The organism is Collimonas sp. GW821-FHT07E08 (assembly GCF_059418905.1).
Genome location: NZ_JBWKQR010000022.1, coordinates 1 through 21,261, shown reverse-complemented (window position 1 = coordinate 21,261; position 21,261 = coordinate 1). Strand labels below are relative to the sequence as shown.

17 protein-coding genes and 2 pseudogenes are annotated in these 21,261 nt (G+C 57.1%); 13 read left to right on the top strand and 6 right to left on the bottom strand.

The features are described from left to right. Position 1 precedes the first annotated feature (1 nt). The 7 genes from AC07RZ_RS22180 (at position 2) to cysM (ending at position 6,055) form a co-directional block, all read left to right on the top strand. Complete coding sequence (locus tag AC07RZ_RS22180; protein WP_038492951.1) at positions 2-307, top strand: integration host factor subunit beta; 306 nt, start codon at positions 2-4, stop codon at positions 305-307. Between the two features lie 194 nt (positions 308-501). Beyond that, positions 502-816 (top strand): LapA family protein, encoded by a 315-nt coding sequence (locus AC07RZ_RS22175; protein ID WP_092400418.1) that lies wholly within the window; start codon positions 502-504, stop codon positions 814-816. A gap of 105 nt (positions 817-921) precedes the next feature. Next, positions 922-2,097, top strand: a complete 1,176-nt coding sequence (gene lapB, locus AC07RZ_RS22170; RefSeq protein ID WP_092400420.1) for a lipopolysaccharide assembly protein LapB — start codon at positions 922-924, stop codon at positions 2,095-2,097. 54 nt (positions 2,098-2,151) lie between these two features. Continuing rightward, positions 2,152-3,534 (top strand): UDP-glucose dehydrogenase family protein, encoded by a 1,383-nt coding sequence (locus tag AC07RZ_RS22165; protein WP_494669596.1) that lies wholly within the window; start codon positions 2,152-2,154, stop codon positions 3,532-3,534. 4 nt (positions 3,535-3,538) lie between these two features. Next, a complete protein-coding gene (gene rfaE1 / locus AC07RZ_RS22160; RefSeq protein WP_494669595.1) occupies positions 3,539-4,489 on the top strand; it encodes a D-glycero-beta-D-manno-heptose-7-phosphate kinase in 951 nt (316 codons plus the stop codon). Positions 4,490-4,644: 155 nt separating this feature from the next. Next, entirely contained in the window at positions 4,645-4,968 is a 324-nt protein-coding gene (locus AC07RZ_RS22155; RefSeq protein ID WP_144742629.1) for a helix-hairpin-helix domain-containing protein, read from the top strand. 184 nt (positions 4,969-5,152) lie between these two features. Further along, entirely contained in the window at positions 5,153-6,055 is a 903-nt protein-coding gene (cysM, locus tag AC07RZ_RS22150; protein ID WP_494669594.1) for a cysteine synthase CysM, read from the top strand. A gap of 36 nt (positions 6,056-6,091) precedes the next feature. Here cysM and AC07RZ_RS22145 read toward each other — a convergent pair whose 3' ends face one another. Both AC07RZ_RS22145 and AC07RZ_RS22140 read right to left on the bottom strand, forming a co-directional pair. Further along, a complete protein-coding gene (locus AC07RZ_RS22145; protein WP_038492934.1) occupies positions 6,092-6,427 on the bottom strand; it encodes a hypothetical protein in 336 nt (111 codons plus the stop codon). A 386-nt stretch (positions 6,428-6,813) separates the two neighbouring features. After that, positions 6,814-7,380, bottom strand: coding sequence for a DUF1415 domain-containing protein (locus AC07RZ_RS22140; protein WP_186450680.1), 567 nt, complete (start codon positions 7,378-7,380; stop codon positions 6,814-6,816). A gap of 223 nt (positions 7,381-7,603) precedes the next feature. Between AC07RZ_RS22140 and AC07RZ_RS22135 the strand changes: the two genes are divergently transcribed. Next, the gene (locus tag AC07RZ_RS22135; RefSeq protein ID WP_092400434.1) at positions 7,604-8,140 is read left to right on the top strand and encodes a YaeQ family protein; all 537 of its coding nucleotides are present in this window, start codon (positions 7,604-7,606) and stop codon (positions 8,138-8,140) included. A gap of 1 nt (position 8,141) precedes the next feature. On the opposite strand, the gene mltB is transcribed toward AC07RZ_RS22135, so the two are convergent. The 4 genes from mltB to AC07RZ_RS22115 are packed head-to-tail and all read right to left on the bottom strand — an operon-like array spanning position 8,142 to position 13,327. Beyond that, on the bottom strand, positions 8,142-9,269 hold the full coding sequence (mltB, locus tag AC07RZ_RS22130) for a lytic murein transglycosylase B (protein ID WP_144742627.1): 1,128 nt from the start codon (positions 9,267-9,269) through the stop codon (positions 8,142-8,144). Beyond that, positions 9,260-11,371 (bottom strand): transglutaminase TgpA family protein, encoded by a 2,112-nt coding sequence (locus AC07RZ_RS22125; RefSeq protein WP_494669593.1) that lies wholly within the window; start codon positions 11,369-11,371, stop codon positions 9,260-9,262. The genes mltB and AC07RZ_RS22125 overlap by 10 nt, the downstream gene beginning before the upstream one ends. Continuing rightward, positions 11,368-12,369: a DUF58 domain-containing protein gene (locus AC07RZ_RS22120; protein WP_144742625.1), complete on the bottom strand. Its 1,002-nt coding sequence runs from the start codon at positions 12,367-12,369 to the stop codon at positions 11,368-11,370. The genes AC07RZ_RS22125 and AC07RZ_RS22120 overlap by 4 nt, the downstream gene beginning before the upstream one ends. A 37-nt stretch (positions 12,370-12,406) precedes the next feature. Next, on the bottom strand, positions 12,407-13,327 hold the full coding sequence (locus tag AC07RZ_RS22115) for an AAA family ATPase (RefSeq protein WP_144742624.1): 921 nt from the start codon (positions 13,325-13,327) through the stop codon (positions 12,407-12,409). A gap of 221 nt (positions 13,328-13,548) precedes the next feature. Here AC07RZ_RS22115 and AC07RZ_RS22110 point away from each other — a divergent pair, with 221 nt between their 5' ends. From AC07RZ_RS22110 to AC07RZ_RS22090, 5 genes and pseudogenes are all read left to right on the top strand, one after another. Next, entirely contained in the window at positions 13,549-14,487 is a 939-nt protein-coding gene (locus AC07RZ_RS22110; RefSeq protein WP_494669592.1) for a histone deacetylase family protein, read from the top strand. 164 nt (positions 14,488-14,651) lie between these two features. Then, a complete protein-coding gene (gene ylqF, locus AC07RZ_RS22105) occupies positions 14,652-15,584 on the top strand; it encodes a ribosome biogenesis GTPase YlqF (protein WP_342831516.1) in 933 nt (310 codons plus the stop codon). Positions 15,585-16,708: 1,124 nt separating this feature from the next. After that, a complete protein-coding gene (locus tag AC07RZ_RS22100) occupies positions 16,709-17,221 on the top strand; it encodes a DUF4019 domain-containing protein (protein ID WP_342831514.1) in 513 nt (170 codons plus the stop codon). Positions 17,222-17,344: 123 nt separating this feature from the next. Then, a pseudogene (locus tag AC07RZ_RS22095) lies at positions 17,345-17,476 on the top strand (ESPR domain-containing protein); the annotation flags it as partial. 1,407 nt (positions 17,477-18,883) lie between these two features. After that, positions 18,884-21,261: pseudogene (locus tag AC07RZ_RS22090) on the top strand (ESPR-type extended signal peptide-containing protein); the annotation flags it as partial.

Sequence of the window (21,261 nt, the reverse complement as noted above, 5' to 3'; positions counted from 1 at the left end):
AATGACAAAGTCGGAGCTGATTGCCCGCTTGGCCGAACGTTATCCGCAACTGGTAGCCAAGGATGCGGATTACGCGGTGAAAACCATACTCGATGCGATGGCCGATGCCTTGGCGACCGGACAGCGTATCGAGATTCGTGGATTCGGCAGTTTTGCGCTGAATCGGCGGCCACCGCGGATCGGGCGCAATCCCAAGTCTGGCGACAAAGTGATGGTGCCCGAAAAACGGGTGCCGCATTTCAAGCCAGGCAAGGAGTTGCGCGAACGAGTCGACGCGATGGTCGGGCAACCGATTCAAGAGGACTGAGTTATAGTTTGTGCGTAAGCAAAATCGAAACGGCATCTTCGGATGCCGTTTTTTTTCACGTACAATTTCGCATCATTTAAAGTTAATATTGTTTGTGTGAGTCGTGGATTTGCGAAAATGGCAAGAGTAGAATCAGCCAACTGCAGAACAGCTCGTATGCTGCCCACTGTTACCCAATCAAACGGAAAGGCATCATGAAAATCATTTCCCGAATTCTTTCGATCTTGCTCTTTGTCGTATTTTTCGGCTTCGCCTTGCAGAACAAAGGCAACGTCGACCTGCAGTTCTTCCCCGGCACGACCATCCAAGGGCCGCTGGTGCTGTTTCTGCTGGGCTTCTTTGTCTTTGGCGCGATCCTTGGCGTGCTGGCGATGGCGCCGTCCGTATTCCGTCACCGCCGCAATGCATCAAAAACCAAAAAAGCCCTGACCTCGATGCAAAAAGAACAAGAGGCACAGCGCCTGGCAGAGTCACAAGCGCCGCAACCGGACAGCATCAAGAATATATAATGCCGCTGAGTATCTAACTAGCTGCATCGCCGTAATGTCTCGGCGGCGGCTTGCCGGCATTTTCACACCTGAGATTCAGGTCACGCATAAAGCACAACAGCCCGTATGGAATTTGAAATTTGGTGGTTACTCGGTATCCCGGTCTTTTTTGGATTAGGCTGGATCGCCGCACGGGTCGATATCAATCAGCTGATATCCGAATCACGCAGTTTGCCCCGCGGTTATTTCAAGGGTTTGAATTTTCTGCTGAATGAACAGCCGGACAAGGCTATCGATGCATTCATCGAAATCGTCAAGCTGGATCCCGAAACCGCGGAGCTGCATTTCGCCCTCGGCAACCTGTTCCGCCGCCGCGGCGAGACCGAGCGCGCGATCCGGGTCCACCAGAACCTGCTGGCGCGTCCAGACCTGGCGCAGGAACATCGTTTGCACGCCCAGTACGAACTGGGACAGGATTACCTGAAAGCCGGTTTGCTGGACCGGGCCGAAGAGAGCTTTAACCTGCTCGCCGGCAGCCAGTACGGCGCGCAGGCCGGACGTGCCCTGCTGGAAATCTACCAGCGCGAAAAAGAATGGCTGCGGGCGATCGAAGCGGCCCAGACATTGCAGCAATCGGGCGCCGGCGGACGGCAAAAGGAAATCGCCCAGTTTTATTGCGAACTGGCGCAGGATGAACTGGTTGACGGCCACCCCGAAGCCGCCATGTCCCTGCTGGAAAAAGCATTGAGCAACGACCGCAACAGCGTGCGCGCCACCATGCTCCTGGGCGACGTGCACCTGGCGCAGGGCGACGTCGAAGCGGCCCTGCAGGTCTGGCGCCGGGTCGAGCAGCAAAGCGTGCCGCATGTGGCGCTGGTGGCGCAACGCCTGATGGATGGCTATCGCGCGGTTGGACGGCCGCATGAAGGCGTCAGCCTGCTGCGCTCCTACCTGGCGGAAGCATCTTCCATCGATTTGCTGGAAGTGGTGTTCAAGGCGGTGCTGGAGCTGGATGGCGTCGAAGCTACCAATCAGCTGGTGAGCGATGAACTGCGGCGGACACCGACCCTGCTAGGACTGGACAAGCTGCTGGAAGCGCGCTTGATGAAAATAACGCCGGAAATGCATACCGAACTGTCGGTGGTCAAGAACCTGGTGCATGGCTATACCCAGAAGCTGGCGCGCTACCAGTGCAGCCACTGCGGTTTCAAGGCGCGCCAGTTCTATTGGCAATGCCCTGGCTGCAGCCGCTGGGAAACCTATCCGCCGCGTCGCACCGAAGAACTGAACGTCATGAACTAAAACCCGCCGGCCCGCCATAAACAATCGGGCTGTGCAGCGCATTCACGGAATAACATGAAAATTACTATTATCGGTACCGGTTACGTCGGTTTGGTCACAGGCGCTTGCCTGGCCGAACTGGGCAACGATGTATTCTGCCTCGACCTGGATCAAAGCAAGATTGCGCTGCTGAACAGCGGCGGCATCCCGATCCATGAGCCGGGCCTGGCTGAAATCGTCGGCCGCAACCGCGCTGCCGGACGTTTGCATTTTTCTACCGATATCGCCGCCAGCGTAGCCCATGGCCAGGTGCAGTTCATCGCGGTGGGCACACCGCCGGACGAAGACGGTTCGGCCGACCTGCAATACGTGCTGGCGGCCGCCCGCAATATCGGCAAATACATGACCGGTTTCAAGGTGATCGTCGATAAGTCGACTGTGCCGGTCGGGACCGCGGACAAGGTAAGCGCCGCGATCCAGGAGGAATTGAACGCACGCAAGCTGGCTGGCGCGCCCCTGCAATTCTCGGTTGTCTCCAATCCGGAATTCCTGAAAGAGGGCGCCGCGGTCGAAGATTTCATGCGGCCGGACCGCATCGTCATCGGCTGCGACGAAAGCGCTTCAGGCCAGCAGGCGCAGGCGCTGATGAAGCAGCTGTACCTGCCTTTCAACCGTAACCACGAGCGTACCTTCTGGATGGACGTGCGTTCCGCCGAGTTCACCAAATATGCCGCGAATGCGATGCTGGCGACCCGTATCTCGTTCATGAACGAACTGGCTAACCTGGCCGACAAGGTGGGCGCCGATATCGAAGCCGTGCGCCACGGGATCGGCTCCGATCCGCGCATAGGCTACAGCTTCCTGTATGCCGGCTGCGGCTACGGCGGTTCCTGTTTTCCGAAGGATGTGCAGGCGCTGGAGCGCACCGCGCGCGCCTATGGCCAGGAATTGCATATCCTGCGCGCAGTGGAGCAGGTCAATAACAACCAGAAGCATGTGCTGGGACAAAAGATCGGCGAGCGCTTTGGCGCGGACCTGAGCGGCAAGCACTTCGCGCTATGGGGTCTGGCGTTCAAGCCGAATACCGATGACATGCGCGAAGCTTCATCGCGGGTACTGCTCGGCGAACTGATTGCACGCGGCGCGACGGTGGCGGTGCACGATCCGGTCGCGATGGCGGAGGCAAAGCGGGTATTGGCGCTGGATTTCGCCGGCGCTCCCGGCGCTTTTGAACGCATACGGTTTTGCGACAACCAGACCGAGGCCCTGCAAAGCGCCGACGCCCTGGTGATCGTGACGGAGTGGAAAACTTTCCGCAGTCCCGATTTCGACCAGGTCAAGACGCTGCTCAAGACGCCTATCGTATTCGATGGCCGCAATTTGTATGAGCCGGAAGTAATGGGCGAGCTGGGCTTTGAGTATTACGGCATTGGCCGTTCGGTGCTGGCGCGTGGATAAGACGATGACTAATCATACCTATAAGTTGCCGGCCTCTTTCGAGCATGTGCAGATTCTGGTGGTCGGCGATGTCATGCTGGACCGGTACTGGTTTGGCGAAGTCAGCCGGATTTCGCCAGAGGCGCCGGTGCCGGTGGTGCGGGTTGAAAAGCGCGAGGAGCGGCTGGGCGGCGCGGCCAACGTGGCGCGCAATATCGCTACCTTGGGCGGCAGCTCGGGATTGCTGGGAGTGGTGGGGCAGGATGAGGCCGGCGACACCGTCGACAGCATGCTGGGCGAGATGGGCGTCAGCAGTTTCCTGACACGGGATCCGACCATCTCGACCATCATCAAGTTGCGCGTGATAGGCCGCCAGCAGCAATTGCTGCGCATCGATTTCGAAGAAGCGCCTACCGACGCCGTATTGCGCGACAAGCTGACCCGTTTCAACACCCTGCTGCCGCAATACCAGGTGGTCGTCTTGTCCGACTACGCCAAAGGCAGCCTGGTCAATGTGGCGGACATGATTGCCGCCGCCAGGCAAGCCGGCAAATGCATCCTGGTCGATCCCAAGGGCGAGGATTTTTCGCGTTACGTCGGCGCCACCGTCCTCACGCCGAACAAGTCAGAGATGATCCGCATTGTCGGCAGCTGGAAGAATGAAGAAGAGCTGACCGCGAAAGCGCAAAAACTGCGCGCCTCCCTGCAGCTCGAAGCGCTGCTGCTGACGCGTTCGGAAGAAGGCATGAGTTTGTACACCGAGAATGAAATCCGCCACTTCCCTGCCATGGCGCGCGAAGTGTTCGACGTCTCCGGCGCCGGCGATACCGTGATTGCCACGCTGGCAGTGATGCTGGGAGCAGGATTGCCGATTGCCGACGCCGTGGCTCTGGCGAATCGCGCCGGCGGTATCGTCGTCGGCAAGCTTGGCACGGCCACCGTCAGCCGCGAAGAACTGCTGGGCAGCGCTTCGTAAGCAGGCTTTATCGATGACGAGAGCGCCTGGTTAAGCGAAGTCTTGTTTGTGATCTAAATGTCAATTTTCCATGTGTGGCTGACTATAATTAATTGGACGTTTTCGCGTCTGATTGAATTTTTCAGTCATCCACACACCTATGGGAGAAAGACGAAATGCTGAGAAAAATACTGCTGGTATTGTGCATGTTGATGACCACCGCCAGTTTTGCCCAGGTCGATGTCAACAAAGGCGACCTGGCTGCCCTGGACGGCATCAAGGGCATCGGTACCGCCACCGCCAAGCGTATAGTCGACGAGCGCGGCAAAGGCGGCAACTTCAAGGACTGGGCCGATTTCGAAAGCCGTGTATCAGGCATCGGCGAGAAAAATGCGCTCAAGCTGTCGCAAGCCGGTTTGCTGGTGAATGGCAAGCCGAAGACCGGCGACGCTGAGCCCGCGCCCAAGACTGCCGCCAAGCCGGCTGCCAAGGGCAAGTAGCGGCGGCCGGGTGGCCGCCGGGAGATAAAATGCTTTGCCCAGCCCTGGATTCCAGGGCTTTTTCGTTTCCGGGACCGCCCGCTCGCTTGCCTGGCCGCGGTTGCATACGGTTTGTCAGGCTTTCATACGCATAACAAAGTCTCATATTAAAATGGGCTCTTTGCACATGACGTTTGATCACACTATGCCTTATCTGACTATCGAAGACACAATCGGCAATACGCCCCTGGTACAACTCAAACGTATCCCCGGCAGCGAAGCCGAGCAGAGGAACAACGTTATCCTAGGCAAGATGGAAGGCAATAATCCGGCCGGCTCGGTGAAAGACCGGCCGGCATTGTCGATGATCAAACATGCCGAAGCGCGCGGCCAGATCAAGCCCGGCGATACCCTGATTGAGGCAACCAGCGGCAACACCGGGATCGCCCTGGCGATGGTGGCAGCCATGCGCGGCTACAGGATGGTGTTGCTGATGCCGGAAAACCTGAGCGAAGAGCGGCGCCAGAGCATGGCGGCATACGGCGCCAAGATCATCCTTACGCCGAAGACCGGCGGCATGGAATATGCGCGCGACCTGGCGGAAAAAATGCAGAAAGACGGAGAAGGACTGATTCTCGACCAGTTCGCCAACCCGGATAACCCGCTCGCGCACTACGAAACCACCGGTCCGGAAATCTGGCGCGACACGGAAGGACGCATCACGCATTTTGTCAGCGCGATGGGCACCACCGGCACCATCATGGGCGTTTCCACTTACCTGAAAGAGCAGAACCAGGCTATCCGCATCATCGGTGCGCAGCCGGAAGAGGGCTCGCAGATTCCAGGCATCAGGAAATGGCCGGAAGCCTATTTGCCCAAGATATATGAGCATTCCAGGGTAGACCAGATTGAATCAGTCAGTCAGGCGGCGTCGGAACATATGGCGCGCAGGCTGGCGAGCGAAGAAGGGATTTTCTGCGGGATATCTGCGGCGGGGGCTTGCGAGGTGGCGTTACGGATTTCGCAGCAAGTAGAAAACGCGACGATAGTTTTCGTCGTCTGCGATCGTGGCGACCGCTATTTGTCTACCGGCGTTTTCCCTGCCTGAAGCAAGCTTCAAGCAGGGACGCGGCTGGCATGCCGATTACTTCAGCTTTTCGGCTTCGATCTTGCTCTTTGGCTTGAACTGCTTGTCGCTGATACGGAATTTCTCGCGGCGGTCGCCCATCAAGGCGCGCAGTTCACGAATCGTCAGGTCGCTGACTTCGTGCATGCGGATCAGCAGCGATGCGCCAACCGGCAAGCGGCGATGGCGGATCTTGCTGATGACCGGTGGCGCCACTTCGAGTGAGCGCGAGAGTGCGGCATCATTTTTCAAGTGCAACTTGTCGATCAAAGAGTCGAGCAGATGGTTTGGATCGTAAGTTACCTGCTCATCGAGCTTGTTGCTGGTTGGTGCGTCTGGGGTAGTGTTAGTCATAATCAATTGATTCCGTTATCCTAGTTGATATATGGGAAGTGTTTGTGCAATATGCAGCGAACTATTACCAAGTGCACCTCCCAGTTTTATTGGCGAAACTGCAACTTGCCATATTTTATACTGATTTTGAGCACATATTTATCATAAAGAAACTCCCTATCTTTTCTTCATGGGACAGCTGATACCGCTAAGTACATTGCACAGCATGTTGTACATTACATTGGTAACAAACAACCTACCTTTGTTTAGTGACCAAATATACAAATAAGTTGCACAAGCTCAATTTAAAATTTTCTTATTACGATGTCTATTACTATTTAGTAACTTTCAGTAAAAATTGCAAGGAACACCATTTTTACAACATTCCAATATTGCTAAAATAATAATTAAGACTGTTTTTGTTGATCTCCCTCCCCAAGTAGTTTCCGCCAGCCATCTAATCCCAATCGTTGCAGGGTCCGCATGTTTTTATCGAATATCTGGGCGGCCTCAGGGAACGCATCAACCGCGCGCTCGACGCTGATTTCACGTAACAGATGCAAGGTAGGATAAGGCGCGCGATTGGTATAGTTGCTGATGTCGTCTATGTCGGTGCCGGCGAACTGATACTCGGGATGGAAGCTGGCAACCTGGATTTCACCGTCCAGTCCAAGCTCTTCGACCGCTGCATCGGCGACATCCAGGAAGTCGTTGTAGTCCAGGAAATCACGCAGTGCATCAGGATGCATCAGCAGGGTGGTGTCGATTGCTTCTGGATCTGCCTGCTGCAGCAATTCCAGCTCCGCCATCAGGTCCGCCAATAACTCTTCCGGCGTCTGTGCACTGCTGACGACGTAACGAATCTGATCCTTGATAAATACCGCTTTGGCAAACGGGCAAAGATTGAGCCCGATCACGGCACGCTCCAGCCATAATTTTGTGTGAGCGATTACTTCGCTGGAAAACGGCGTCATGTCTGTTGAGGAAGTAGTGGATGAAGCAGTTTTCATGAGATTGGGAAACATTATTTGCAAACAATTAAGATGAATATAAGGATGAATCCGGCTGCATCAAGCGTTGCCGCAGCCACTTCCGGCGCTCATATATGTGCTCCAGGCGGTGCAAATCGGGTTATTCTTCCGATCCCGTGACTGCAACACACCGGGTTTGATTCAACTATATATAACAATAGGCGTTATGGCCCTTAAAGCAACTATTTTCAAAGCCGATCTGCAAATTGCGGATATGGACCGTCATTATTATCAGGAGCACGCGCTGACGCTGGCCCGCCATCCGTCGGAAACCGACGAGCGCATGATGGTGCGCCTGCTGGCGTTCGCCCGTCACGCCTCGGCTGCGCTGGTATTCGGCAAAGGCTTGTCGGATGCCGAGGAACCCGATTTGTGGGCCAAGGACCTGACCGGCGCCATCGATCTCTGGATCGAAGTCGGCCAGCCTGACGAAAAGCGCATCCTCAAAGCCTGTGGACGGGCCGCGCAAGTGGTGGTCTACAGCTATAGCAGCACCAGCCACATCTGGTGGAACCAGATCAGCAGCAAGGTAGCGCGCGCCCGTAACCTGACCGTTATCAATATTGCCGCGGCCAGCAGCGAGGCCCTGACCGGTTTCGCCCAGCGCAGCATGCAATTGCAGTGCACGATCCAGGATGCGCAGATCTGGCTGAGCGCCAATGGCCAGACCGTCGAGGTCGAACTCAGCGTCAGCAATCCCTGATTTACTGCGCAGTGCGCGCCACCCGCACCGCACGTCCCAGGTCCACTACCGACATCGCGTAAAAGAAGCTGCGGTTGTACTGCGTGATGGCGTAGAAATTATCGGTGCCGAGCCAGTACTCGGCCGGCGCCTGGCCGTTTTGCAAGTCGATCAGGCCGTACCGTATGTCGTTCGGCGGCACTACGCCAGGCACTACGCCGGCCGCGGTCAGTTCATCCAGCGGATATTTGGCTTCCAGGCCTTGCCCGATAAAAGCCTGCCAGCGGTTTTCGGCGCTGGTGTCGGTCGACAGCGTCGCCGGGAAGACCACCGGCAGGCCGGTTTTCCAGCCGTGTTCGGCCAGGTAATGGGCCACGCTGCCGATCGCATCGACCGGTGAATTGCGTAAGTCGATTTTCCCCTTGCCGTCAAAATCCACGCCGTACTGGCGGATGCTGCTCGGCATGAACTGCGGCCAGCCTATGGCGCCGGCGTATGAGCCCAGCAAGGTAAACGGATCGATGCCCGACTCCCGGGCGTACAGCAGGGTACTTTCCAGTTCGCCGCGGAAAAACGCCATGCGCGCTTCGCGCGTTGGTGTATTCGGATAATCGAACGCCAGCGTGGTGATGGCGTCCATCACCCGGAAGCTGCCGACATTGCGGCCGTACACGGTTTCGACGCCGATGATGCCGACGATGATTTCCGCCGGCACGCCGTACTGCGCCTCGGCCCGGCTCAGGGCGTCAGCATAGGTGTTCCAGAAATCGACGCCGGCCTGGATCCGCACCGGCTCGACAAAGCGGGCACGGTAAGCCGCCCAGTTCTTGGGTTTGCTGGCCGGAGCCGGCTTCATCAGCTGGATCGCGCTGTCGACGTAACGCACTTTGTTGAACATGGCGACCAGTTCATTCCGGTCGAAGCCGTTTTTTTCGACCATCTGGTCGATGAATGCCGAGACCTCTTTCCAGTCGGCGAAATTGGCGAATTCGCCATCGTCGGCAACGCTGCTGACTTTGCGGATTTTTGCCGACGCAACTTTGCCGGAACTGTTTTGCTGGGCCTGTAGAGCGGGACTGGCAGAGATCGCCAGGGCAAGAGCGCAAAGCTGGGCGACGGTAAGGAGACCTGGGGTTGATTTCATCGACATTGGGAAAGCAGTAATTTTAGTTGTGCCATCAAAGGCGCCGGCGGTTTATTGTGCGGCCCGTAGTCGGCGCCATATTGCAGGGCTTCGTACAAATCCATGAAGCGCTTGACCGCCATTTTGACGGAGGGCGATAGCGGCGAGTCGCCGGCACACAGGCGACGGCCGTAAGTGGCCGGCCCCTCATGCTTGTTGCGCGCCATGCCGCGCCGCGCCATCTGCGCGCACAGCGAAGAGTATACCGTATCGAGCGGGTTGCTCTTGTTTCGCGCCAGCAGCAAGGGCAGGGTGACGCTGCCGGCTGCCACCGCGCCTATGGCCAGCATCACGATGCCCAGGCTGCGCCAGTCCAGTTCACCCAGTCCCAGCCAACGCATCAATCCCATTTGCCGCGCCGGCGTGTAGTTCAGGACCCATTGGTTCCAGCCATTGCTGAGCGCTTCCCAATTGGCGCGCAGCAGAGCCGTCGCGTTGTTCAGGCTCGACCACCAGCTGGCCTGGCCGGCAGGCCCTCCCAGCAGGTTGCCGAAGAAGGAACGCGGCAGCAGATTGCCGAGCTGGGTCTCGATCCTGTTCGGTGCCACAGCAGCCGTAGGATCGACCCTGACCCAGCCGCGCGGCGGCAGCCATACTTCGGCCCAGGCGTGGGCATCGGATTGGCGCACCGTCATCATGTCGTCGACCGGATTGATTTCGCCGCCTTGGTAACCGGTCACCACGCGTGCCGGAATGCCTGCCGCACGCATCAGCACCACAAAGGAGCTGGCGTAGTGTTCGCAAAAACCGGCGCGGCTGGAAAACAGGAAATCGTCGACGCTATTCTTGCCCAGCAGCGGCGGCTCCAGCGTATAGCTGAAATTTTCATTGCGGAAGAAGCTCAGCACCGCCTTCAGCAAGGCCGCATTGTCCGGCCATTTCTCATGCAGGCTGGCGGCAAACTCCAGCGTGCGCGGATTGAAATTGTCCGGCAATGCCAGCGCCTGCTGCATGCCGCTTGCCGTGATCGGGTCTGGCGATGCAGGTCTCAGATTCGATACGACATCGTAGCGGACACGCTCATTGATCGCTCGCGCTGCGCGAAGCTGGTGGTCGGCAGTCAGCTGTACCGGGACGCCGTCCAGGGTCGGCGCCAGCTGCGGCGTTTCCAGGGCAAACAGCCAGCGCTGGCCATTGGCTTCCATCGTGATTTGCTGGTGCACAGCGGTTATCGGATTGGGGCCGGCCACGGGCTGGATAAGGGTTTCAGCGTCAGCCGTATTGCGGCCTGCCCGTCCCTGGGTCCAGGTGCGGCCATCGAAGTCGCTCAGCACTATGCCGCGCCAGTAGCGCTGGGCAGGAGCCGGCGGCGTGCCGGAGAATTTGACGCGGAACGCAATATCGTCGGATAAGGCAAGTTGCGCGATATTCCCCGGCGTCATATTGTCTGACATGCCGCTGTGTCCGCCGTGCGCATCGCCAGGCAAGCCCCACAATGGTCCCTGGATGCGCGGAAACAGCAAGAACAGGATCAGCATCAGCGGCAGCGCCATGGCCAGTATCGTGGCGCCCAGGCGCAGCCGCTGCTTGAGCGGCGGCACCATGCCGGTATATTGGAAAGAAAGCTGCGCCGTCAGGACCAGCACCAGGGTTGCCATCATCCACAGCAGGGACAGCATGCTTTGGGAATAGAAGAAAGTGGTGAGCAGCAAAAAGAAACTCAGCAGCAGCACCACGAACAAATCGCGCCGCGCGCGCATCTCCAGCAGTTTGAACGTCAGCAACAGCGCCAGCATCGCCACCCCGGCATCGCGTCCGAATAAAGTGCGGTAGTCGATATAGACTCCGCCCATGGTGAGCGCCGCCAGCGGCAGCAGCAGCCATAGCGGCGGCAGGCGCTGGCCGCGCAAGGTGATCCAGGCGCGCCACAGCAGCAGCCCGCCGCAGACCAGCGAGTTCCACCAGGTCAGATGCAGGAAATGCGGCAGCAGCACCATGGCGCAGGCGCTGAGCAGCAGTACGGTGTCGCTCTTGTCGCGCGACAGGGAATGCACATACGTGCTTGAGATGCGGAACAAGGGTTTGCTCTCAAGTTCAGCCTTGATCTGCTGCATGGACCTGGTGTTCATGGCGCACCTTGGTAAAGCGCCAGCGCACGCAGGCAGGCGCGCTGGTGGGCCGGCCCCAGCGCTGCCGCATAAACGCTGTCGCCGAGGCGGAATGCATAGGGCAGCTGGCGCGCTTCCGCCTCCAGTATCCAGCGCGTCATGCGCGAGAGTTTGTCCTCGAGCGCCATGTCATAGGGCAGGGATGCAAAATCGATAGCCAGGTCGCTGACTGCGCCGCCTTCGAACTGCTTGGTGATCAGCTTGGCGTCGAGATCGGTGTCCAGCCGGGCGATCTGGCGCCAGGCCAGGTGTTTGAGCGAGTCGCCGCTCTGGTAGGTGCGCACGCCGGCAAAATCCTGGTGGCCGGCAACGCCGTTGCCGTCGCTCTTTTCGATCGGCGCCAGCGGCAACGGCGGCGCTGATGCCGACGCTTCCGGCTGCGGGTAGACCAGGGCCCGGCTGTCCGGCTGCCAGTAACTCCATGCCCGCAGCAAACCAAGCGGAAAGCGGGTTCGCAAGCGTATCCTGGGAGCCGGCTGCCAGCCGCGGCGGGTGGTGGTCAGCGCCAGCGTCAGGTGGCTGGTGCTATGGGCCGAGATATCCATCGCGCGTTCTATGGCGGGCAGGCCGCGTCCGATGAAGCCGAGCATGATCGCGTAACGGGCATGCTTGCGGCGGTTTGTCAGGTGCAGCTCGAACAGCGCGTCCTCGCCGGCAAATACCGCGGCTGCCTTGCCTGGCGTCAGGTACAGATAGGCGAGGTTACGGAACGTCAGGTGCATGTCGATGACAGCGCAGGCGGCCAGCAGGAAGGTCAGGCCAAAACCGAGGCTCAGGTTGTAATTGACCGAACACAAGAACAGCAATACCAGCACAACCGCAAACGCCAGCCCGGGACGGCTCGGCACGATGAACACGCGCCGCTGGGTCAGCAATACTTCGCCCGCTTCGGCGTCGCGTAGCTGGAACAGAGACTGGTCGAGCCAGTTTCGGAATCGTTGGCGGAGAGATGTCAGCATAGTAGCGGGGGCAGGCTGGCAGCCATGAAAACGCCGGTTAAACCGCGACCGACTTCATCAGCTGCAGCACCAGGTCGCGCGCGCCCAGGGTGCTGCCGGCATGCGCCTTGAGCGGGCGCAGGCGGTGCGCCGTCACCGGCACCAGGACCGCCTGCACATCCTCTGGAATGACATGGTTGCGGCCTTCCATGGCAGCCCAGGCGCGCGCCGCCTGCAGCAGCGCGATGGCGGCGCGCGGGCTCATGCCTTCTGCGAACAGGCCGTTCTGGCGCGAAGCATGGGCCAGCGCTTGTACGTAGTCGACCAAGGAAGAGGAGGTATGGATCTGCTTCAATGCTTGCCTGGCTTCAATCAGTTCCGCCGCCTGCATCACCGGCACGATCGATTTCAGCAAGACGCGGCGGTCTTCTCCCATCAGCAGCGCGCGCTCGGCGGCGGCGTCCGGATAACCCAGCGACAGGCACATCAGGAAGCGGTCCAGCTGCGATTCCGGCAAGGCGAAAGTACCAACCTGGTGCGCCGGGTTCTGGGTGGCGATGACGAAGAACGGCTCCGGCAGGTCGCGCGTCACGCCTTCCGCGGTGACCTGGCGCTCTTCCATCGCTTCCAGCAGCGCCGACTGGGTCTTGGGCGTGGCCCGGTTGATTTCATCCGCCAGCAGCACCTGGGTGAATACCGGGCCTGGATGAAATACAAAGCTGCTCTTCTCGCGATCGAAAACCGAAATCCCCACCACATCCGCCGGCAGCAGGTCGCTGGTGAATTGCAGCCGGTTAAAGCGCAGGCCCAGGGAAATGGCCAGCGCGTGCGCCAGCGTGGTCTTGCCGACTCCGGGCACGTCCTCGATCAAAAGGTGGCCGCCCGCCAGCAGGCATACCAATGCCTGGCGGATCTGGTGGTCCTTGCCGACGACGATCTGGCCGACCTGCTGTGCAACTGCGTGGATTTTTGCGAACATGGGTTTGTCTGGTGAGGGCAGCGTAACGGAGAGAGAATCATACAAACTTCCCCGAAGTTATCCTAGTTCCTTTGAAGAAATGCGGTGTTTTTTTTCAAGCTGTCCCGATTTCAGTGGGCCGATTCGGCGGGATTGGGCGGATACGCTGACCCATCCCCCGGTTCTTGGGTACACTAACAGGATTGCAGCCCCATTTTCAGCAAGACTTTTGGCGAGATCAATTGACTACTGCTTTCTATACCCATCACGATTGCAAGCTGCACGACATGGGCGCAGGCCATCCGGAATCGCCGGCCAGGCTGCAGGCGATCGAAGATCAGCTGATTGCCAGCCGCATCGACCAGCTGCTTGATTACCGCGGCATGCCGCTGGCGCAAGAGAGCGACCTGGCGCGCGTGCATAGCGCTGCCATGATTGCCTTGGTCAAAGAACATAGCCTGGCGCTGGCCGGCAAGGCGGGCTGCTATCCGCTCGATCCCGACACGTCGGTCAATGCGTATAGCTGGCAAGCTGCGCTGCGCGCCGCGGGCGCGGCACTGGCAGCGACCGATGCGGTGCTGGCAGGCGAAGTCAGCAATGCCTTCTGCGCGGTGCGTCCGCCAGGACACCACGCTACCTCGCGCACCCCTATGGGATTTTGCCTGTTCAATAACATTGCGCTTGCCGCCCGTCACGCGCTGGAAGCGCACGGACTGGAGCGGGTGGCGATTGTCGATTTCGATGTCCATCACGGCAATGGCACCGAAGAGATTTTTGCGCATGATCCGCGAGTGCTGATGGTCAGTTTTTTCCAGCACCCGTTTTACCCGCATTGCGGCACCGAGCCGGAAGGCGACAATACCGTCAACATCCCGGTGCCGGCCTACAGCGACGGCGCCGTGGTACGGAAGTTGGTGACGGAGCAATGGCTGCCGGCGTTGAAGGCGCACCGGCCGCAAATGATCTTTGTTTCGGCCGGCTTTGACGCGCACCGGGAAGACGATATGGCGCAGATGGGACTGGTCGAGGCAGACTACACCTGGCTTACCCGACAAATCATGGCAGTCGCCGCAGAACATGCAGAGGGCCGCATCGTCAGTTGCCTGGAGGGCGGCTACAACCTGTCGGCGCTGGGCCGCAGCGTAGTCGCGCACATGAAAGTGCTGGCCGAACTCGAATAACCATGTTGCTGCAGGGGCATGGGAAAAGGCTTCGGGAGGGCCCGGCCAGGTGCGGCGGTTTGACGTTCTGCGTCCTGCGCCATGCGATGCGCGGCCTCAGGATTGAGGTAGGACCGGAATAAGTCCGTACAATAGCGGTTTATTTTAGCCAGACAAGACTACGCATGTCCATACAATGGTTCCCCGGCCACATGAACGCCGCCCGCAAGAAGGCGGCGGAAGCCATGGAGAAGGTCGATCTCGTGATCGAAGTGCTCGACGGCCGCCTGCCGCAAGCCAGCTGCAATCCCATGATCGAACAGCTGCGCGTGTTTCGCCAGCGCCCCTGCCTGAAGATCCTGAACAAGAGCGACCTGGCCGATCCTGCCGTGACGCAGGCTTGGCTTGCCTATTACAACAGCCAGAAGAATGTCCACGCAGTGGCGCTGAGCTGCAAGAAACCTTCGGATGTGGCTAAGATCCCGGGTTTGTGCCTGACTCTGGCGCCGCACCGCGGCACGCCCTTGAAGCCCCTGCGCATGATGATCATGGGCATTCCCAACGTCGGCAAATCGACATTGATGAACGCCTTGCTGAAGCGCCGTGTGGCAGCGGTAGGCGATGAGCCGGCCGTGACCAAGGTGCAGCAGCGGCTGTACCTGGGCAACAATATGGTGCTGATCGATACTCCTGGCATGTTGTGGCCGAAGATTGCCCACCCGAGCGACGGCCTGATGCTTGCCGCCAGCCATGCCATAGGCACCAACGCATTGATTGAGGAAGAGGTCGCCACGTTCCTGGCCGATGAGTTGCTGGTTCGCTATGCGCCGTTATTGGCTGCGCGGTACGGCATCAAGACGGAAGGCATCGACGGCGTCAGCGTGATCGAAGGAGTGGCGGTGCGACGGGGTTTTCGTCTCAAGGGCGGCGACCTGGATCTGGAGAAGGCCGCGCATACCTTGCTGCAAGATTACCGTACCGGAGCGCTAGGCCGCATCAGCCTGGAAACGCCGCAAACGCGCGCCGCCTTGCTGGCGCGCCACCAGGAAGAAATCGCGCGGCGCCAGGCGGAAGCCGAGGCGGAGGCGGAAAGCGACGGGCAAGACGATACCAGGTAGCTTGCCCCAGCTCGGCAATGAACCCGCAATGACTATGTCATTGCGGGTTTTTTATTGCCCGGGCGGTCTGTGTGCTGTTATAGGATAGGGCGGATTTTGCTGTCGAATTAGCAATCAACTTTACATTTCCATTTGTCGTACAAGCTTTCGCTGCGCTACGACAAAAAATCCTCAGGCAACGTTAACACGCTGCGCAGCATTGTTCCTCTGCTGGCCTCACATGTCATGTCAAGCTTTGAAACAGTGTTTCTTTTTCCTGGAAAAAATTGCAATTTAAGCTAGATGAAATGATATTTCCTGCGATCGACAGATCGCTTTGTGATGATCAGATTTTAACGTTTGTTCATATAATTTCTCATTTGCAATTTATTAATTATAAGAAACATTATTTATCATTTCCACGAAGAAATAAATGGCGAATTTGATTCTATTAAGCAAGTTTATATTTCAAGGCGGAGAATTAATTCGATCTATTTTCCTTGATTCCAGGAAACCCCTCATTTTTGATATTCAAAATCTATATAACTTATAAATCTCCATATATATAGGGAGGTACGGTTTTTTTTGGAAAAAATAATGCAAATAAGGCAATAAAAGTAGAAATTTTTCTGAAAAACTTCATCGTCATATACAAATTTATTCGTTGTTTATTGGCGACTTTAGGGAACTTATTTTGATGACATAAATGTTAATTGAAATTAACATTTGGCACTTCCATCAAATTATGAATCTGGACATTTATTGATGTTCAAATTACATCATTGGATGAAGTGCTGAACGTCTTGGAAAAATGGGTATTGCGCAAATCGCGGCGCCTTCATTTGCTTGTCGGCAATTTTGACAGGACAAGCCGGATAGCGGTTTGAATTGGCTGTTTTTTTTATGCAGCAAAGTGATTGGCAAGAAGGACTCAAAGTAGCAACGAATGTTACTTAAAGTCCAATATTGTTAATTCAAAAAAGGCAACTGCGGAACTGGATTCCGCTCGCCTGGCAAGTCGTTTGAGCTCCAAATTTTTCAATCGAGGTCCGAGGCAAGTGCCCAAGTCACTTGAACTCCCTGCCTTTGATGCGATGAAGCCGAGTTCTTTTTGGTTATGAAACGTCAAATTTTCAAGGTGGAAAATGAGTAAATTGCATCAGAGGACATCGATCGAATCCTTGCTCAATGGCGCACGGCCCTTGTGCGGCGGGTTCTGCAGCGCACTCAGGATGGTGAAACTGGCCGCGCTGTTTGCCGCCGGCATGCTGTTTTCGGCGGCCGCAATGGCGCAATCTGCCGACGCCGCCATTGAGACAGCGAAACAATGGCTGGCTCTGGCCGATGCCGACCAGGCGGGGCAGATGTGGGAGCAAAGCGCTGCCTTGATGAAAGACCAGTCTGACCGGAAAACCTGGGTCGCCTATATCGCCACCGCCCACAGCCAGTACGGTGCGGCACCTGACAAGCGCATCTGGCAAGCGATGGAGCATCAGATCGATCACCCCAGCTTGCCTCGCGGCGAATTTTCCAGCGTCACCTTTATATCGGGTTATGCCAAAGCACGTGCCTGGGAAAAGGTCGCGCTGGTCTGGCAGAACCAGCGCTGGGTCCCGGTCGGCTACCAGTATGGTCCGGCAGAGACCGCTGCGAAATGACGCCGTGCCTGCATCCCTTTGGCTGCGCTCAATTATTTCCCTATTTTTTTCCATGTGATCTCGCTTGCGCGATCAGTCTGATCCCTTGCAGCAAGCCTCACCACATCTTGAATCGAGCTTTTCATGAATAAAGTCTACCGTACCGTCTACAGCGAAGCACTTGGTGCCTGGGTTGCTGTTTCCGAAAATACCGCAGCGCGCGGCAAGCGCAGCAGCTCGAAAGTGGGGGCTGCAATTGCCGCTGCGGTATTGGGGGCAACCGTATTGATGTCCCCAGCTGCATTTGCGAGTTATACCAACGGTACTTCCGGCACGACTACTGGAACTGGCTCTACGGGTATCGCTATCGGTTCGGGGACTGCTGCCTCGGGTGGACAGGCATCGGCAAACAATACCGGGGGTACTGCAATTGGTAGCGCTGCGACCGCGACTGGCCAGCAAGCTACTGCCGTGGGAAATGGCGCAATTGCCGGAGACACGGCCGCTGTCGCGTTAGGTAATGGAGCAAACGCGGCTACCGCCTATAGCATAGCCATCGGTAACAACTCGTCGGCGACGGGAGGGAGTTCAACTGCGATTGGATCCGGTTCCAAGGCGAGCGGTATCGGAGCATTTGCGTTGGGTGATGATGCCATCGCCGGCGGTGCTTCGTCGGTCGCGATTGGCGGCGGGGCCGGTACCGGCAGTGGTGGAGCAAGTGCTGCAGGAGCGCAATCGATTGCGATTGGTCAATTATCGGTCGTATCTAGCACCGCCGCCAATGCTGTTGCTATTGGTGTCGGGGCAAATGCAAAATATACCAACAGCGTGGCTCTTGGACAGGGCAGTGTCACCGGAACGGCCGCGCCTACCGGTGTTGGCTTTTTGACCGGAACCACAGCGCCCTTGTCTGAAATATCAGTTGGCGCTGCCTCCGCTTTGCGTCGCATCACCAATGTAGCAGATGGTTCTGCCGCTCAGGATGCCGTAACCGTTAACCAGCTGAGTACGGGAATGAGTACTACGACAAGCAGCATCAGCAGCTTGTCTACATCGACTTCCACAGGTCTGAGTACGACCAACAGCAGCGTGACGTCGCTGTCGACTTCCACCTCGACGGGCTTGAGTACGACTAATAGCAACGTGTCTTCGCTATCGACGTCTACATCGACCGGGTTGAGCACTACCAATAGCAGCGTTTCGTCGTTATCTACATCCACTTCAACCGGTATCAGCACGTCACGGGTGGCGGAAGCCTCCTTGTCTACGGGGTTGAGCACTGTCGGCAGTAATGTTTCATCGTTGTCTACTTCGACTTCCACTGGCCTGAGCACCACCAACAGCAATGTGGTGTCGCTATCGACATCTACGTCAACTGGGATCGCTTCATTGTCGACATCAACATCGACAGGCTTGAGCACGACCAATAGCAATGTGGCATCGTTGTCGACATCCACGTCAACCGGTATCGCCTCCTTGTCGACATCAACATCGACCGGTCTGAGCACTACCAACAGCAACGTGTCTTCGCTATCGACGTCTACATCGACCGGATTGAGCACTACCAATAGCAGCGTTTCGTCGTTATCCACATCCACTTCAACGGGTATCAGCACGTCACGGGCGGCGGAAGCCTCCTTGTCAACGGGCTTGAGCACCGCCAACAGTAATGTCTCTTCGTTATCCACATCGACTTCGACTGGCTTGAGTGCAACGAATAGTAATGTTTCGTCGTTGTCCACATCGACATCTACTGGCATAGCTTCGCTGTCGACTTCAACGTCGACAGGTTTGAGCACGACAAACAGCAATGTCTCGTCGTTGTCGACATCGACATCTACCGGCATCGTCTCGCTGTCGACTTCAGCTTCGACTGGCCTGAGCACCACCAATAGCAGCGTCTCATCACTGTCGACATCGTCTTCAACTGGTTTGAGCACGACCAATAGCAACGTGTCTTCGCTGTCGACTTCAACTTCGACTGGCCTGAGTAGCACCAACAGTAATGTCTCATCGTTGTCGACATCGACATCTACCGGTATCGCCTCGCTGTCGACGTCGACTTCCGCCGGGATCGCTTCGTTGTCGACCTCAACCTCGTCAGGCCTGAGTACGACCAACAGCAATGTCATATCGTTGTCGACGTCTACGTCAACCGGTATCGCATCATTGTCGACTTCAACATCGACTGGCTTGAGCACGGCCGGCAGCAGCGTTTCGTCGTTGTCGACCTCTTCTTCTACAGGCCTGAGTACTACTAACAGTAATGTTTCGTCATTGTCGACTTCAACTTCCACAGGTCTGAGCACGACTAATAGTGGCGTGTCTTCGCTGTCGACATCGACATCCACCGGCATCGCCTCGTTGTCGACTTCAACTTCGACTGGCTTGAGTACGACGAATAGCAGTGTCTCGTCGCTCTCCACATCGACGTCAACTGGCTTAAGCACAACGAACAGCAATGTTTCGTCGTTGTCCACGTCGGCGTCTACGGGCTTGAGCACCACCAATAGCAATGTGGCGTCGCTGTCGACATCTACCTCGACCGGTTTGAGTGCCGCCAATAGTAATGTCTCGTCGTTGTCAACGTCGACATCTACTGGCATCGCTTCATTGTCGACCTCAACCTCGACGGGTTTGAGTACGACCAACAGCAACGTGTCTTCACTGTCGACCTCGACGTCTACCGGCATCGCCTCGCTGTCGACTTCTACCTCGACTGGTTTGAGTACCACCAACAGTAATGTCTCATCGTTGTCGACTTCAACTTCGACTGGCCTGAGCACGACGAATAGCAATGTCTCGTCACTCTCCACATCAACATCGACTGGCTTGAGCACAGCGAACAGCAATGTTTCATCGTTGTCGACCTCGACATCTACCGGCATCGCCTCGCTGTCGACTTCAGCTTCGACTGGCCTGAGCACTACAAACAGTAATGTCTCGTCGCTATCGACATCTACCTCGACCGGCCTGAGCGCCACTAACAGCAATGTTTCATCGTTGTCGACCTCGACATCTACCGGCATCGCCTCGTTGTCGACTTCAACCTCGACTGGTCTGAGTACGACTAATAGCAGTGTCTCGTCGCTCTCCACATCGACGTCAACTGGCTTAAGTACAACGAACAGCAATGTTTCGTCGTTGTCATCGTCGGCGTCTACAGGTTTGAGCACAACCAATAGCAATGTGGCGTCGCTGTCGACGTCCACATCAACTGGCATCGCATCGCTGTCGACTTCAGCTTCGACTGGCCTGAGCACCACCAATAGTAATGTGGCGTCGCTATCGACATCTACCTCGACCGGTTTGAGTACCACTAACAGTAATGTCTCATCGTTGTCGACCTCAACCTCGACTGGCCTGAGCACGACCAATAGCAATGTCTCGTCGCTCTCCACATCAACGTCGACTGGCCTGAGCACGACCAATAGTAATGTTGTGTCGTTGTCAACCTCGACATCTACTGGCATCGCTTCATTGTCGACCTCGACCTCGACTGGTTTGAGTACGACCAACAGCAACGTGTCTTCGCTGTCGACTTCGACTTCCACCGGGATCGCCTCGTTGTCGACCTCCGCCTCGACGGGTTTGAGCACAACTAACAGCAACGTGTCTTCGCTGTCGACATCTACCTCGACCGGTCTGAGCACCACCAACAGCAATGTCTCGTCGCTGTCGACCTCGACATCTACCGGTATTGCTTCGCTATCGACTTCAACTTCGACTGGTCTAAGCACGACCAACAGCAATGTGACTTCGCTGTCGACTTCGACTTCCACCGGCATCGCCTCGTTGTCGACCTCAGCTTCGACTGGTCTGAGCACGACCAATAGCAATGTCTCGTCGCTCTCCACATCAACGTCGACTGGCTTGAGCACAGCGAACAGCAATGTTTCATCGTTGTCGACCTCGACATCTACCGGCATCGCCTCGCTGTCGACTTCTACCTCGACTGGTTTGAGCACGACCAACAGCAACGTGTCTTCGCTGTCGACATCGACATCCACCGGCATCGCCTCGCTGTCGACTTCAGCTTCGACTGGCCTGAGCACTACAAA